A 15528-nucleotide genomic window follows, 5' to 3' on the forward strand; every position below is an offset into this window, starting at 1 on the left:
GGACCTCATGACTGCGCCGATTTGGCGAATTGCCGGCAACTCCTTGAGTGATCCAGAGGTCCCCTAGGCTGCAGCTACGCCATTCGACGGCGGTGGCGTTCGGCGGCATGGAACGGAAGTCGAACCTCCCGAGCTTGTTCTGTGGGGCTTCACTAGCTTGAGCCGCGTGCCAGGGGCGTGGTCACGGCACGGCCGACCAAGTCCATCAGCTTCCCGTAGTCAGTCACAACCTCGTATTTCACACGATCCGCGTTGATGCGCCTGCTGATCTCGTCAAAAAATTTATGGGCGCATTTGATCTTCGTCCTCTCGATTTCGCGCAACTTCATGCTGGACATCGTGCCTTTCGTTTCGGCGACGAAGTAGATGTGCCGTACACTACCAGTATTGAAAGCTATCGCCCAATCGGGGTTGTAGTCCCCGACCGGGGTCGGGATCAGGAACCCGCGTGGGAGTTTGGCGTAGACGACCACCTCGCTGCTCGTATCCAGCTCCTTCACGAAATCTCTTTCGACATCGGAATCGGTGATCGCATAGTCGTAGATGTGGTTCTTGAGCTTCGCCGTAGCACGGGAAAAATCCTGGCCGGTCTGGTTCGCTGTAAGAATGTCGATGTCATACCGCTCATCCACTTCGTCATAGGCGAGGCGCTCGATCACCATGGCTGCCTTTTGCTCGGCGATGATCCGCGACGCCTCGGAGATAAAGTGCTCGGGGTTTTTCGTGAACTGTTCGAAAACCGCCGGCGTGACTTGGCCCAAGATGCTTGCCGCCGTTTCGCGCGTCAGTTGGGCGTTCTCGGCCACCTTGCCCAGGAGGTCGTACTTCACCCGGGAATGGAGCGAGTCACCATGTTCGGTCTTCGTGTTGGTGACCGTGAAGCCATCGCCGCTACGAAGCTGGCCGTCGGTCAAACCATCACTCTGCACGCCGACCTGAACCGTGTACAGCAAGGGGGTGACCCGCAGCTGGCTATCAAGCGCACTGACGCACTTGCGGATCAGCTCCGCTGAGTCGAACTCCACCCGGTAGACCGCCTGGCGATTGATCCGCGCCCAAAGCTCCTGAAACTCCTTTTTCTCGAAGTTCGCATTCAGGGGATTGGTCTTGGGCTTTCGGCCATCGTCGATCTTGGGCAGCTGCGCATCGCTGAAAACGCTGTCGATAAGCTGAAACACCTGCTCCGCGTGGGGCTTTAGTTCCTCCGGCAGGTCAGCCAGTTTCCCGGTCGCCTTGGCCTTGTGGTACGCATCTGCGATTTGGTCCGCATCGTCGGTGTAGTCGTTCTTCACTAGATAGCGATAGATCTGCTTGGCCATTGCGGCAGTCACCTCGACCGGGCCATGCTCGGTCGTCAGTGTCTTGCCCGTGAAATAGTCCTCGGTTGCCTGTCGCGGACGCGACGAGAGGGTCTCCGCGATCTCCTTCTGCAGCCCGGCGACGAAGTCCTTGTAGCTTTCGCTCGCCACCACGGTCAGGACGTTGATGTCGTGCACGATTGCCGGATGATCCATACGGTCACCGTGCTGGTCGACACTCAGCCGCAAACCGCGCCCCACCTCCTGGCGGCGGGAAATGGCGTTGTCGCTGTGCTTCAACATGCACATGACGAAGACGTTCGGGTTGTCCCAACCCTCGCGCAGCGCCGAGTGTGAGAAGATGAACCGGGTAGGTTCGGCTAAGGAAAGCAAGCGTTCCTTATCCTTCAGAATCAGGTCGTAAGCGTCCACGTCGTCGGAATCGACCGAACGCGCGCCAACGGCCGGGTCCTTGAGGCGGTTCGTCTTCTTGTCGATCGAGAAATAGCCGTTGTGGGTCTTGGCCGGGTCGATCCCGGCAAGGTGCTTGCGGTATGCCTCGTTATCGATCGCGAGTTCCGACAGGTATTCGTCCCTCAGCAACACATACTCGTCCTCGAAGGTGCGGGCGTAGTCGCCCTTTTCGTCGGGTTGGCTGTAATCGCGATATTTCGCCACTTCGTCAATGAAAAACAGTGACAGGACCTTGATCCCCTGCGTGAAAAGCTGCTTTTCCTTGTCCAGGTGCGCCTTGATTGTCTCGCGGATCTGGATGCGGCGGATGTCGCGTTCAGTCAGGTCGCGTGTAGCCTTGCCGGCTTCAAGCACTGAGCCATTTGTGAATTCGACGTGGTCGGTTCGTGCATCAATGTCCGCAATCACAAAGCCGTTCTTGTATTGATCCAAACCGCCGGACAAGTCGAAGAGGTTATCACCCTTTTCAAGACGCCGAAGCTGGCGCTTGATCTCGCCCGATTTCAGCTTCACCTCCAGCTCGATCCGGGCTACGGGGGCCTTCTTCGAGATGTCGATGCCTTCAAGGTAGAGGTAGGCGTTGGTGCCAGCCAGGCCACGGGTCTGTATGCCGCGCACCGCGATCTTCTTGACCAGCTTCTGGTTAAAGGCGTCCAGGGCGTCCAGTCTGTGCACACGATTGTGCTGGGTGCGGTGGGTCGCTGAATAGCGCAGAATGAACAGCGGCTTGAACTTCGGCAGCGCCTCCATCGTAGCCGCACCTTCCATCTTCTGCGGCTCGTCGAGGATCAGGATTGGCCGATTCGAGGCGATCACGTCGATAGGCTTGCGCGACTGGAAGTCGTCCAGCTCCTCGTAGATGCGACGGTTGTCGGCCCCGCGCGCGTTGAACGCCTGGATGTTGATCACCATCACGTTGATCCCAGCGTCGGACGAAAAGCTCTCCAGCTCGTGCAGGCGCTTGGAATTGTAGATGAAGAACCGCGCCTTCTTGCCGTAGCTTTCGGTGAAATGGTCGGCCGTGATCTGCAGCGACTTGTATACCCCTTCGCGAATGGCGATCGAAGGCACCATGATGATGAACTTCGACCAGCCGTACCGCTTGTTCATCTCGAAAATCGACTTGATGTAGCAGTAGGTCTTGCCCGTGCCGGTCTCCATCTCGACGTCGAGGTGAACGCGGGTCGCGGCCAGCGCGTCGCGCTTGTAGGTGGCCGCGACGGGCACGCGCTCGCCCCGAGCGTTGAACGTCGTGAAGTCTGTCAGCGACTCCGAGACGGGCAGGTTCTGCCGTCGCTGGACCTTCTGGATGTTCTCCAGGATCTGCACGTCGGTCAGGGCGAGGTCGGCGTTCTTGAAGCCTTCCTCGAAGGCGCTGGCTTGCGCCTTGCGGCCGGGGTCAATGCGGTAGGTCAGTCCAGAGGTCATGGGCTGGCCGGCGAAGCAGTCGACCACATCGTTGACGGCATTGGTCTGATAGGGCTGGACCTTGAACTTCAGCTTCATGGCGCGCCCTCAGATCGATTTGACGTCGGTGGTGGGCGAGAGCTGGCGGAAGATCTGTTCGACGTTGATCTTCACCGCGTCCGAGACGAAGCCATTGTCGCGGAAGACCACGCGCAGGGGCTCGTGGCCGGCCAGCTCCTTCACCAGATCCTCGGTGATGCCGCTCTCGAAGCAGGCAACGAGGGCGTTGTCGTCGACGAAGAACACGGTCTTGCCCTGCACCGTCTCGCGGCGGATGGGCAGCGTCAGGTCCACGCCCCAATCGACCAGCACCTGGAACAGCAGGTCCTCGGCCGTGCGGCCTTCCTTCACGTTGTCGACCATGTCGAGCAGATCGGACTGCTTCAGCTCGTCGGGGCGGTAGTAGACGTCCTTCATGTTCGACGTGTCCACCTTGAGCACCCGGAAGCCGACATCGCCCTGCCACTTGCCATCCAGCAGCTCTTTTCCGGCACGACGAATGCGTTCCTTAGAAAGAGATGGAATTGTTGGTTTGAGGCCATGCTTTTTGCAGAAAAGAAATCCGGCCTGCTGGTTTCGATCGGACTCGTCGAGATCCTCGTCGATCTGCACCATTATGAATCGACAGGAGGCGCCATGTTTCTTATTGAACGCCATGACGCCGTGTGCGGCGGAGCCGGAGCCCGCAAAAAAGTCCATCACAATATCATCGTTGGACACCTGCGATATTTCACAAAGGTACTCTATAAGGGACGATGGCTTGGCGAATGAAAATGGAATACCGAGCCTCTTAAGCTCATGAGAGCTTCCCTGATTGATGTGATCTTCAATCAAACTATTTGGCTTGGCTGATGACTTTGCAATAACGTCATTCAGATACGTCTTCGTATATACATTCCACAGCACGCTATTGCCGCCTGCGTCAATGAGGTTCGAAGACCTAACTCGCTTCACAACGATTTCTTCGCGGCGAGTGTTATACGATTCCGCACTCCATCGCCAAACCTTGTCCTCACCCGTCTGCGGGACAATCTTGGCTCCGTCTTTCCGCGCCGTTGGAAACACATTGCCGGGGGGTATCAGCAGGGTGCCGTCAGGCGCTTCAATGAAGTATCTCTGATTTGCACACCCTCTCATCGGATCAAGGCTTGTCATGTATAGACGAACAAGCTGGTAGCGCTCACCTTTTCGAGGTCCGGCTTCCTCAATCTGATCGTACGCGCTCAAGTTGATGCCACCAAAAAAGACGGGGCACGAAGATTTGTCCCGCGCATAGGTCAATATGTAATCAAAATTTGGGGACCAGTAATCACCTTGGTTGTTCGCTTTCTTTGAAACGCGGCAGGCACACCCTAAGAAGCAATCCACTCCAAACACTTCATCACATAGTTTTTTAAGGTTGGCCTGTTCATCATCTCCAATCGAGATAAAGATCACCCCGTCTTCCCGTAAAAGATTGCGTGCGAGCTTGAGTCTGCCATACATCATGGAAAGCCAGTCCGAATGAAATCGGCCATTGGCGTCTGTATTTGCGATCAGGCGATCTCCGGTGTCGTCAATTTGACTAGAGCGCTTCAAGTATTCGCTTGCGCCTTCAAAAAAGTAGTCGTCGTAGATAAAGTCACTGCCCGTGTTATAGGGTGGGTCGATGTATATCATGCGCACTGCTCCCAGATAAGTTTCTTGGAGCAATTTTAGGGCCTCAAGGTTGTCGCCTTCCACGAAAAGATTTCTGGTCTCTTCAAAATGATGACTTTCGTTCAAAGCCGGGCGGAGAGTTTTCGCAAGAGGTTGTGCCGCCGAAACTGCGGCTTCACGTTTGCCGGGCCAGTCAAGTCGAAAACGCTCTTGCGGCCCATCCACGACCAAGTCGCTCAACTCCTGACGCAGCTGGTCGAAGTCCACCGCCAGACGCACCGCCCCCGTTGCCTCGTCCCGTGCCTCGGTCACGCAGCCTGGGAACAGCTCGCGGAGCTTCGCGATGTTGTCCTGGCTCAGGTCGGGGCTGTGCATCTTCAGCTTGTCCATGCTCGTCCTCTCAATCTCTCGTCACGGCGGCGCCGGCGTGTCCCGCCGTCAGCCGCTCCAATTCCTGCTTGGCCGCGCGCAGATCGGCATTGATCGCCACGCGCTTGTTGAATTGCTTCTCGCGCCCCAGCCGCGCCTTGATCCGCTCGACCTCACGCGTCTGCGCCTTGATCGCCTCGGCCTGCGCGATACGCTCTTCCAGCGACACGGGACGCTCCGCTTCGGCATTGGTGCAGGGCGTCTGCAGTGCCTCGCCCATGCCGGGGACCAACCGGGCCGTCTGTCCCGCGACCAGTGGCTCGAGCAGCCGCTCGTACAGCGCGCCCATGTTCAACGCCACCGGAAGCGGCGCGCGGGCAGTGCCCTCGGGCAGCCAGTCCCCCTGAAAATAGTCGCCCACCACCCAGCGGGCGCTGTCGGCCTCACTCGGCCGCTTGTAGGCCGCGGCCAGCCTGACGCGGCCGCCATGGGCCACCTCGAAGATCAGCGGAAAGGGGATGGCCTTGTCGATGGCGCGCAGCACGTCGCGGTCGAGCGTCGCGGTGCGCGCGGCGATGCGGAAGACCTGTATCTCGGCCACCTGCTTCGTCGCCGCCAGATTGACCGTCTCGGGCGCCAGCTTGTGCGACCAGACGATCTGGTCCACCTCGCGCACGAAGAGGTCCTTCAACGCCGTGTTCGCCCCGGCATGTTCGTAGATCTTGTTCTTGGGGATCACGCGCCCGAAGGCGGCGGCGCGGGGCCAATCGTAGAGGGTCATGCGCTGCCCCCTTCGATGACCAGAAAGGCGATCAACTCGAAATCGTCCAGCCCCTTGATGGTATGGGTGAGCGCTGTCGTCCGCCCGCCGCTGAACAAGCTGTCGATGTCCTTCTCTTCCTTCACCTCGATCATCGAGCGGATCGCGCTGGAGAGCAGGTCGGAGTAGCGGCCCATCTTGCGCCCGTCCTCGGTGCGCTCGTTGAAGATGCGGCAAACGTCGTGGATCGGCTCGATCCGCCCCTTGCAGCTGGATCGGATCAGGTCGAGCAGCCGCTTGACCTCGGTATGGTCGGCGACGATCCGGCCGTCATCGTCGATGTAGACCAGGTAGAAGGGGTGCAGCCGGTTCTGCTGGTTGACGTTCACGCTGTCGTGGATGTTCTTCAGCGCGAAGATGACGCCTGGCTGAAGCCCCAGCTCCGGCTGCGCGGGGACGACGGCGTGCATGCCAAAGGGCACGTTGTCGAGCTCGCCATGCTGCTTGACGTAATTGAGCAGGTCCATCCGGAAATCGTTCAGCCCGAGATCGGTGATCGAGATGCCGGCCTTTGCGTCGTCCAGCTCGATCACCTCCTCCTGCATCCGCCGCAGTTGTTCCTTGCGGTAGGCGATGTCGTTCGACTTGGCGGTGAGGACGTTGTCGTCGCCTGTCGCCGTGACGTCTGCGATCACCATCCGGTTCTCGACGCGTTCCTTGAGGTTGATGTACTCGTCGAGCGAGATATCGGGCCAGTAGTTGACCAGCTGGATCTGGCTGTTAGGGGATCCGATACGGTCGATCCGGCCGAACCTCTGGATGATGCGCACCGGGTTCCAGTGGATATCGTAGTTGATCAGGAAGTCGCAGTCCTGAAGGTTCTGGCCCTCGGAGATGCAGTCGGTGCCAATGAGGATGTCCAACTCGCCCGGCTCGTTCGGCAGGACGATGGACTTCTCCTTCGACCGCGGGGAAAACAGCGTCAGGACGCTCTGGAAATCGTAGGACTTCTTGAGCGTGGTCTTGGGCGCGTCCGACCCGGTGACCTTGCCGACATGAAGCCCGAGCTGCTGTGCGAAAGGTGCCAGGTTGTCGAATAGGTAGCTGGCGGTGTCCGCGAAGGCAGTGAACACCAGCACTTTGCGGTTTCCGGGGTTCAGCGGCTCGTCGACCTTCTGCCGGATGAGGGCGAGCAGATGTTGAAGCTTGGCATCATCGGCCGGCTTCACCTTGTCCATCGAGGCGATCAGGTCCTCGATAAGCACGAGGTCCGCAGCTAGGTCGTGCTTCCAGGACGGTAGGTCCATGTCGGCGAGACTGATCTGGACCTTCTTGCCTACCGTAAATTCGTCGAGCCCAGAGAGGTCATCGTCCTCCGGGTCGAAGTCGCTCACTTCGGCAAGGTAGTCACTGACGCTTTCGCCGCGTCCTGTTTCCTCAAAGTCGTCGATTGCGTCGAGGGTGCGCGAGATATTGGCGCCGAGAGACCGAAGCGTGAGACGGAACGCGGCGACCGAGCTCTCCAGGCGTTTCAGCAGGTTGGTCGTCATGAGCGCCTGAAGGCTGCGCTCTCGATCGGCCTGCCTGAGCTTGCCGCGTCCGCCCTCGACCTGCGTGTCGTAGATTTCCTCGTACTTCCGCACACGGCTGGGCAGGATGTAGCTGATCGGGGCGTAGACCGCGAGGTTCAGCACCGAGAGCTGCGTGAAGATGTCGTTGAACCCCATCACGTCCGACCGTTCGGTGATCGGGCGATGGTAGGAGAGCGGCTTAAGCCTCTGGGGGAATTCACCAATGTCCTTCGTGTCGTAGAATGTCTCGATGTGCTTTCGTGACCGGGCGATGGTCACGGCGTCAAGGAGCTCGAAGAAGTCGAAGTCGAGCGTCTTCAGGATCGACGCAGCGGTTCTCCCCTCCGGAGGTAGAGACGCCCATTCATTGAAAGCTTTTTGCGCCCGGCGGAAAATCTCTTCGATGCTGGTATGGGCCCTCAGATTTTTGCTGAGCGCCTCGGACTGCCCTTCGTAAGCAAGCGCAAGCTGATTACGAAGGTCAGTGAACCGGTTGTTGACCGGAGTCGCAGAGAGCATCAGAACCTTAGTCTTCACGCCGGCGCGGATGACCTTGTTCATAAGCTTCTGGTAACGGGTCTCGCGGTCTTTGTAGACGTCGTTGTTGCGGAAATTGTGGGACTCGTCGATAACGACGAGGTCGTAATTTCCCCAGTTTATCCGGTTTAAGGGGATGCCAAAGGACTCACCCGACGTCCGTGACAGGTCCGTGTGGCAGAGGACATCATAATTTAACCGGTCCTTGGCGAAAATATTGGTGGTCAGGTTCGCATTGTAGTTCCGCCAGTTATCCGCGAGCTTCTTGGGGCAAAGAACGAGAACCGAGCGGTTCCGCAACTCATAATATTTGACCACCGCCAAGGCGGTGAATGTTTTGCCGAGACCGACCGAGTCCGCGAGAATGCACCCATTGTAGGTCTCGAGCTTATTGATGATGCCCGTGGCGGCGTCCTTCTGGTAGTTGAAGAGTTTGTTCCAGACCACGCTCTCCTGGTAGCCTGTCAGGTCGTTCGGCAAGACGTCTTCATCGACCTCGTCGAGGAAGTCGTGGAAAATATTGTGGAGCATCATAAAATAGATGCGCTCCGGGGAATTCTCCTGATAGACAGACTCAATGTACTCACAAATGGTGGCGGTGACGTCCCTCACCTTGTCCGGGTCCGACCAGATCTGATCGAATAGCTGCAAATACATCTTGGCATGCGCCGGATCATCGAAGCGGGTTACGAAGTTGGAAACCGCATCGCCCTTTTGGTAGCCAAGCTCCACGGCCGTGAAGCCGCTGATTGGCATGTAGGCCACTTCGCCTTCAGACCCTGTAACATGCATGAATTGCTGCATTGGGGCCTTTGTCGTATTCGAACGAAACCTGGCCTTCTTGCGGATCCAATCAGCACACTCGCGGGCGACGGCGCGTTGAGTGAGCTTGTTGCGCAGCTGGATCTCGAACTCGGTGCCGTAGAGACCACTTTCCCGTCGTGCCTTAGGAATGAAGAACTCCCTCCGTTCCTTCCGGAGGCGATCCGTCACGTCGGTCGGCACAAAGGTCGGGGCCGTGAAAATGAACTCAAGATTCTCGATCTTCCCGAGCTCGGATCTCAATGCTTCAAAAGCGTAGATGGAAAAGCAGGAGGCCGCAACCTTCAAGCGGCCTCCGCGGCACATGGTGAGCTTCAGGTCATCGCCGAGGAGATAAGACGTATTGTCGATGATTTTCATGAAATGAGCGTCGATCGCGGTCTGACGCATCTTTAGGTCGCCCTGCGAGTTTGCTCAGCGATCGGTTCTGCCGCGCCTCGGTTCTTCCCCTTTGCAGTTCACTCTCGTGGGCTGTGGTCCCGACAGACTAAGAACACGTTGAAGTCGTGCCACGCAAGCCGAGCCGCACTCAAGACCGGCTGCGTGTGCTATGAAGACCCAGCGTCACTTCCGACCCCTGCTAGCCCTCTAGGATCGCCGTTTCGATGTCGGGCGGGTACACGTGTCACGTACGACGGCGCGATCCCCTCGCGCTCAGCCAGTTCGGCAATGGTGGTGAACTGGCCCGTTTCGACCGGACACTTGGGCATAGCCATGGAGGCTTGGGCATATGCCTGAGCACGTGCATATGTCTGGGATCGAGATCATCACGGACGGCGGCCGCCGTCGCCGCGTGGAGCGCGGCCGAGAAGCTGGGATGTGCACCGCAGCACGCCTCCATCGCGACGGTACAGGGTGAAAGCGTGTCCGTCAGATCGCGAGGGTCGCCTGCCGGACGCGCAGGGGCAGGACAATCTGCCCCTGCGCGTCCAGTCCAACGAGGCTGTTCAGGTTCTTGTCGAGGTCAATTCCGAGGGTCACGATGGTCATCGGTTCGCTCCTTCCTCTCAACACACACCGGCACCATAGCTCGGCGCCGGCGGGAGGGGCGGGCCATCCCATAAAACCGACCTTGCTTGCCAGGTCGCCGCTCAGGGACGATTTCCGGTGAAGGTCGTGGCCGGCACGCGTCCTACGGGGCACGACCCAGCACCATGCTTCAGAACCGTTTGACTAACGTAGTAGCGGTACAGCCGCCCGCCTTGCGCGTGTGCGTTAGTGAAAACGCGGCGCCGTCCAGTCCGAACAGGGGGGCATTCAGCAGCGCGGGCGTGTCGGCGCGAGTGCGCGCGGCTCGTTTGCGAGGGCCCTCCTGCAGGATTTGAGTGGACCTTGTCCCACGTCACGCAGATGAGGGGAGCGGTACTCGTTGTTATTAGATGGGGGCAGGCGTGGGGGAAGGGCGGCCAAGCGTACTGGCTACCCTCTGACCACAAACAATAAATCGAAGCCGTTTGGTGGAGCCAAGGAGAGCCAAGTGAAGCCAGGGAGATCTGATGAACTCACGGTAGAGCGCTGATATCAAGGAGATAATACTGGGTTTTGACTCAACCATGATCATCGCTACTGTAGCGTCTGGTGTAGCAAAGTATGTAGCAAAATTTGAGGAGCGTCACCCTGGGTGTCGGCAGGTCTGGCCGCAGTCTAGCTGCGCCCCGAAGAACGGCAGGAAGCGCAATGGTGGGCAACGATGGCAGGCATCATCCTGAGAGGCACGACGTGGCACTTCCGATGGGTTGTCCCTGAGGAATTTCGTGCCATCGTCAACAAGAAAGAGATCCACAGAAGCCTCAAGACCGACAGTCGGTCAGAGGCCGAGGCCCGGGCGCGAGACTACGAGCGCGAGTTGCGGGCCCGCTACGAAGCGGTTCTGGCCGGAAAGGCTTCGTTGACAGATGGGATGGAGGCCTTCAGCGCCGCTGTCCGTATCGCACGGGGACTAGGAATCCCTTATCGGTCGGCGAAAGAACTGGCGGAAGGCAGGATCGAAGACATTCTCACCCGCGTCGAAACCGCGCAGGCAATCTCGTCGGACGCTTCAGATCCGGGCACCGTCGCAGCCGTGCTAGGCGGCATAGAGAAACCCCTCTTGCGGCTGTCGCAACTGGCCGATCATGTCGATGGTCTGGCCAAAGACGAGAATCGATTTAAGAACGAAACGCAGCTGCGGAAATGGCGCAACGGTAACAAGCGGACACTGACCCAGGCAATCGAAGCTATCGGGAGCGATCTTCTGGTTCAGGACTTTAACGCCGAGCATGCGATGAAGCATCTCTTGTGGCTGGAGAAACGGGTGGCGCGCAAGGAGATCAGCGCCGAGACGGTCAAGAAGGAGCTGACCTATGCCGCCAGTTGCATCAAACGATATTATCGTGCTGCCGGCGTTGCCCACCCTCCCCGCCCCTATGCTGGCCTGTCCGTCTCGAAAGGGGTGGCAAAGATCTCCCATAAACCGAAAGACCAGAAGCGCAAGCGCGAGCTCTCCGTCGACTGGATCCTCCAGACACTTCTGGCACCCGGAACTCTGGATGGTCTGAATCCCGAGGCCCGCGACATTCTGCTCATCTGTGTCGAAACCGGGTGCCGACAATCCGAAATCTATAACACCCCCCTTGCCGATATCCATGTTGAGGCACCGCATCCGTATTTCGAGCTACGGCCGACTGAAGGTGCGCGCGAGTTGAAGAACAGCGCCTCGGAGCGATCGGTGCCCTTGGTCGGGATTGCGCTCTCTGCCATGAAGAGGGTGGTGAAACGCGGAGGCTTCAAGGCCTATAACGGCAAGGACTCTTGGAGTGCCGCGGTAAATAAATACCTGCGCGAACGCGGCGCGATGCCTGACGGGCATACCATCGGCGGCCTGCGACATGCGTGGGAGGGGCGGATGCGCCGAGCCGGCATCGCGATCGACGATAGGGGCGTCATGATGGGCCACAGCGTCGCTCTGATCCGGGATCGTGAAGAATATGGGGACATCACTCTAGCCGAACGGCATAGTTTTGCGCAGCGGGTTGCGTTAGACATTGCAGATCCGGTGGCGCATCTGGATGATAGGGTAATTACCGCGCCCCGGAAGCGACAAAAGGCGGCGAAGGAAATGCCATGTGAAGGCGGCGCGCCCGATCGAGAGCGGTCTCTTTAGCATGGATGGCCGCGAGTTCGGCCTCCAAACGTTCAAACAACGGCAGGTAGGCCTCGCCGTGCTGCGCAACGCAGCTGGCGACATATTGCAGCGCGCACTCGAGACGCTCGGTGGGTTTTCTCACCGTGCCCTTGTGCGACGCGCTTGTTTGCCAACTTTCCGCCTGTTCCGGATGCTCGGAAGCGGCGGGCCACCCCGGCGCGACCCGGCCGCCGGCCAATGTGCCCGGTCCGCTCCTCCCTGCTGTCTGATCCAATATCTGCCGTGCCACGAAGCAAGCCTTCCCAGTCCGCGCGAAGGGGCTCTCCGGCGGTCGATGTCGATGTCGCGATGCCTTCCGGAACCTGTCCCGGTGCTGTCCTGACCAGTATAGACGCTCGCGAGGCGCTGTGGTCCGCCCAGACTTTCGAGAATGAGGATTCCATGCCCGAACATGAGGATAACCTCCGATTGTGGCCCCGGAGAGGCTATCTCGGGGATGTCTGCGTCCTTGGATGTGGTTTGATGCCGCTCCGATAGCTGCTCTGGGCCATGCTGGCGTGGGAGTTGGCCATGCAGTTTGCGAAAAAGAATATGGCAAACGGCATCGTTGCAGAATGGCGGCTTGATGCGTGACTTCCCCTTCCCCCCTCAGGTTCAGGCCACGCGGACGATCTCGGCGGTGCCGAGGGCATTGAAGTGTTATGAAGGCGACGCAGATGTGGATTTCGGCGGTTTGGCGGTTCAGGTCTCTTGCGGCGATGCGCTCGCCGAATGCATTGAGGAGCGCATCCTGACCTCGGCTCATCTGCGGGCGTGGTATCCTGTCCATCGTTTCCAGAACGCGCCGCCGTAGTGCCGCGTGGCGCGCAGGGTTTCGTTGCGGGCCCGCGCGGCTGCGCAGTCCTCTTTCAACGGTCGGCCGTTCTTGCGGATCGGGATGATTGCTGTGCCACTGCGTGCGATGATGGCCCTGTGGCAGCGTCGGGTGTCGTAGGCGCCGTCTGCGATCACGGTGCCGATCTCCTCATCTTCGGGGATCTGGTCCAGCAGCTCCGGCAGGACGGGGTTGTCGCCTTCCCAGCTGGGTGTGAACTCGACTGCGCGAATGTCGGAGGTGGCCGTGTCCATGGCCAGGTGGACCTTGCGCCATTGGCGGCGGCTCTGAGCACCATGCTTGCGCCTGCCATTCGCCGTCGCCGAGAAACTTGATCTTTGTGCTGTCCACCATCAGGTTCAGCGGCCCGGCAGCGCGGAGATTCGGGATCTGCACCTCCACGGTCTTCTGCCTGCGGCAAAGGGTCGAATAGTCCGGAACGGGCCAGGCCAGGCCGGCCCGCTGCAGGAGGCTGGAGACCATCCCGGCAGTCTGCCTGAGCGGAAGCTTGAACAGAACCTTGGTCGACAGGCAGAACTGGATCGCCTCATTCGAGAAAACTGGCGGGCGCCCCCGGCGAGCCTGATGCGGCGAGTGCCAGGCCATCTCCTTGTCCAGCCAGATCAGCAGCGACCCACGCTTCCGGAGCGCATCGTTGTAGGCGGACCCGTCCGTCGTGCGCTAGCCGGCGGGCCTGCGCTTGCTCATGCTGCCCCTCTAACCACATGGTGTGAATCCTTCACGGCGAGAGTTCTGCAACAACGCCATGGCAAACTGAAAATTCGGGTCTGCCATTATCCGGTAAGACTTCTCGTTGCGGTGTCGGCGCACACCCGGTGACCGGACCTCCTGGTCGAGATCAATTCGGGTTGGCGCGCCACCAGGCGAGGCATTCTTCGAGATACTCGCGAATAGCGGGGGTAAGGCGACCGATACCGGCGAGCCGGGCACATTCCCGAAGTGGGTTCGCCGCATGGGCCAGCGCCACGGCGTGCTGGTCGAGGAGGTCGGCGAGCTCATGTCGCGAGATCTCGCGGATGTCGCGCTCCGGCCTGACGCGATACGGGACACGACTGGTGTAGGCACCTGGCTCCCACACGAAAGCGGTGCCGTCCTCCTCGTGGATCTCGGCGGCACCGAGGCACGCATCGATGCGCGCCGCGATCAGCCCGCCCGCCCGGTGCCAGCCATGGAGCCGAGCGACCTTCCGTCGCAGGAGGTCGAGGGGAAGCGGCGCATCTGTCCGGATGATGTCCGCGATGATCGAGTTGAGCCTGATCGAATAGCCGTCGGAGAAGAAGGCCTTCTGAAACCCCGCCAGTTCCGCCAGGTCCCCGCCCGGTTCAGCGCGGTGCGGTGCCGGCCGACTGTTTTTGGGAGGACCGGCACGGCTGTTGGACCGGGCATCGAACTGGGAATTTCCGTTGGCGGCTGCCTCCAGCACGGCGCTGCCGTCCAGCACCGGCATCGGCACACGCGTAACCTGCAGGGCGTCGCCGCTGTGTCGGGCCGCGACATAAAGGTCGATCAGCAGGCGCAGATCAGCACGGTGTTCCGGTCGGACATCGACCTCCATGCGGACGAGGCCCGCGTGTCTCTTGCGCTCCCGAGAGCGCTGGTTCGCCTCCCGCCGCCGAGTCTTCGCGGCCAACCCATATCGGGCGAGGCTCTCCTTCTCCTGCCGGGAAAGGCTGTTCAAGATCAGGTCGTCATCGTCCAATTCGAAATCCCTCGTGCCACTCCTCCTGACATCAGCAGCGGACGCCCGCATCGCCAGCCTTGATCCGGCGATATCCACAGTCTCGCGCCGGCTGCACGCCATGTCGGCCCGGTCGTAGCTCGTCCGGGCTGCACAACGAGCAGCACGGGCAGGGTGGAGGTGAGACCTGTGGGGGTTGCTGGATATGCCGCGTGCTGGTCAGCGTCCCGGACACCGGAAGGCTTGACGGAGTGACTTCGGAAGATGTTCCGGGGCATCTCCGGTGGCCTGTGACAGCAAGTCTCCGCGACTGGTCACCAGAAAACGCCTGCGGCCGAGACGGGGTCGCTCTCGCTGGTTTGGTTTTTTCATCGGGGCGTCGGAGCCTGTGAGGGCCGCGGCAATGCAGCCCCGGTGTAGCGTGTGAAGCAGATGGCCCGGCCGCGGATGACCCCAGACGAGAAGCGCCAGCGATGGGCGGTCCTGAACGTGACCGACGCCGAGCGGCGCGCCATCGAGAATGCTGCCGCGGCAGCGCACCAGTCCGTCAACCGGTTCATCCTCGCCCGCACGCTTTCCGGTTCTTCGGTCGTGCGGGCCGATTGGCAGCAGAACGTCGCCAGGCTCGGCATCGCGGTCCGGCTTCTCGAGGAGATCGCTACCGAGGTCAGGACGCAGGCGGGTCCGCTCTATGCGCTGCGCATTGCCCTCGAGCTGCGCCGCGTCGAGGCGGCGCTGATGGAACCGACCCTGTCCTCGGCGGCCGACGCGGTCAGTTCGGAATGCTGATATCGTTCTCGCAGCATACCGGCGCCGGGGAGGGGGCGCAGGCCGGTCGAGCCCTGACGGACTACATGGACGCGCCCGCAGTCGTGAAGAGTTCGCCGGCCGGCCG

7 protein-coding genes and 2 pseudogenes are annotated in these 15528 nt (G+C 60.1%); 2 read left to right on the forward strand and 7 right to left on the reverse strand.

Annotated features, from left to right (window positions below; all coding sequences use genetic code 11):
- Positions 1 to 152: 152 nt before the first annotated feature.
- From GI374_RS03125 to GI374_RS19000, 5 genes and pseudogenes are all read right to left on the reverse strand, one after another.
- Positions 153 to 3278: a type III restriction-modification system endonuclease gene (locus GI374_RS03125; protein ID WP_154335526.1), complete on the reverse strand. Its 3126-nt coding sequence runs from the start codon at positions 3276 to 3278 to the stop codon at positions 153 to 155.
- A gap of 9 nt (positions 3279 to 3287) precedes the next feature.
- Positions 3288 to 5267: a site-specific DNA-methyltransferase gene (locus tag GI374_RS03130; RefSeq protein ID WP_154335527.1), complete on the reverse strand. Its 1980-nt coding sequence runs from the start codon at positions 5265 to 5267 to the stop codon at positions 3288 to 3290.
- A 10-nt stretch (positions 5268 to 5277) separates the two neighbouring features.
- The gene (locus tag GI374_RS03135; RefSeq protein WP_154335528.1) at positions 5278 to 6027 is read right to left on the reverse strand and encodes a DUF4391 domain-containing protein; all 750 of its coding nucleotides are present in this window, start codon (positions 6025 to 6027) and stop codon (positions 5278 to 5280) included.
- Positions 6024 to 9326: a helicase-related protein gene (locus GI374_RS03140; RefSeq protein WP_229582478.1), complete on the reverse strand. Its 3303-nt coding sequence runs from the start codon at positions 9324 to 9326 to the stop codon at positions 6024 to 6026. The genes GI374_RS03135 and GI374_RS03140 overlap by 4 nt, the downstream gene beginning before the upstream one ends.
- A gap of 728 nt (positions 9327 to 10054) precedes the next feature.
- Positions 10055 to 10279: pseudogene (locus GI374_RS19000) on the reverse strand (recombinase family protein); the annotation flags it as partial.
- Positions 10280 to 10626: 347 nt separating this feature from the next.
- Here GI374_RS19000 and GI374_RS03145 point away from each other — a divergent pair.
- Positions 10627 to 12078 (forward strand): DUF6538 domain-containing protein, encoded by a 1452-nt coding sequence (locus tag GI374_RS03145; RefSeq protein ID WP_154335529.1) that lies wholly within the window; start codon positions 10627 to 10629, stop codon positions 12076 to 12078.
- Between the two features lie 636 nt (positions 12079 to 12714).
- On the opposite strand, the pseudogene GI374_RS03150 reads toward GI374_RS03145, so the two are convergent.
- A pseudogene (locus tag GI374_RS03150) lies at positions 12715 to 13642 on the reverse strand (IS5 family transposase).
- 151 nt (positions 13643 to 13793) lie between these two features.
- Positions 13794 to 14654: a DUF3320 domain-containing protein gene (locus tag GI374_RS03155; RefSeq protein ID WP_195759814.1), complete on the reverse strand. Its 861-nt coding sequence runs from the start codon at positions 14652 to 14654 to the stop codon at positions 13794 to 13796.
- A gap of 468 nt (positions 14655 to 15122) precedes the next feature.
- On the opposite strand from GI374_RS03155, the gene GI374_RS03160 reads away from it, so the two are divergent.
- Complete coding sequence (locus GI374_RS03160; RefSeq protein ID WP_154335531.1) at positions 15123 to 15422, forward strand: hypothetical protein; 300 nt, start codon at positions 15123 to 15125, stop codon at positions 15420 to 15422.
- Positions 15423 to 15528 lie beyond the last annotated feature (106 nt).

The sequence above is a fragment of the Paracoccus sp. S-4012 genome (genome assembly GCF_009674885.1).
GTDB lineage: Bacteria > Pseudomonadota > Alphaproteobacteria > Rhodobacterales > Rhodobacteraceae > Paracoccus.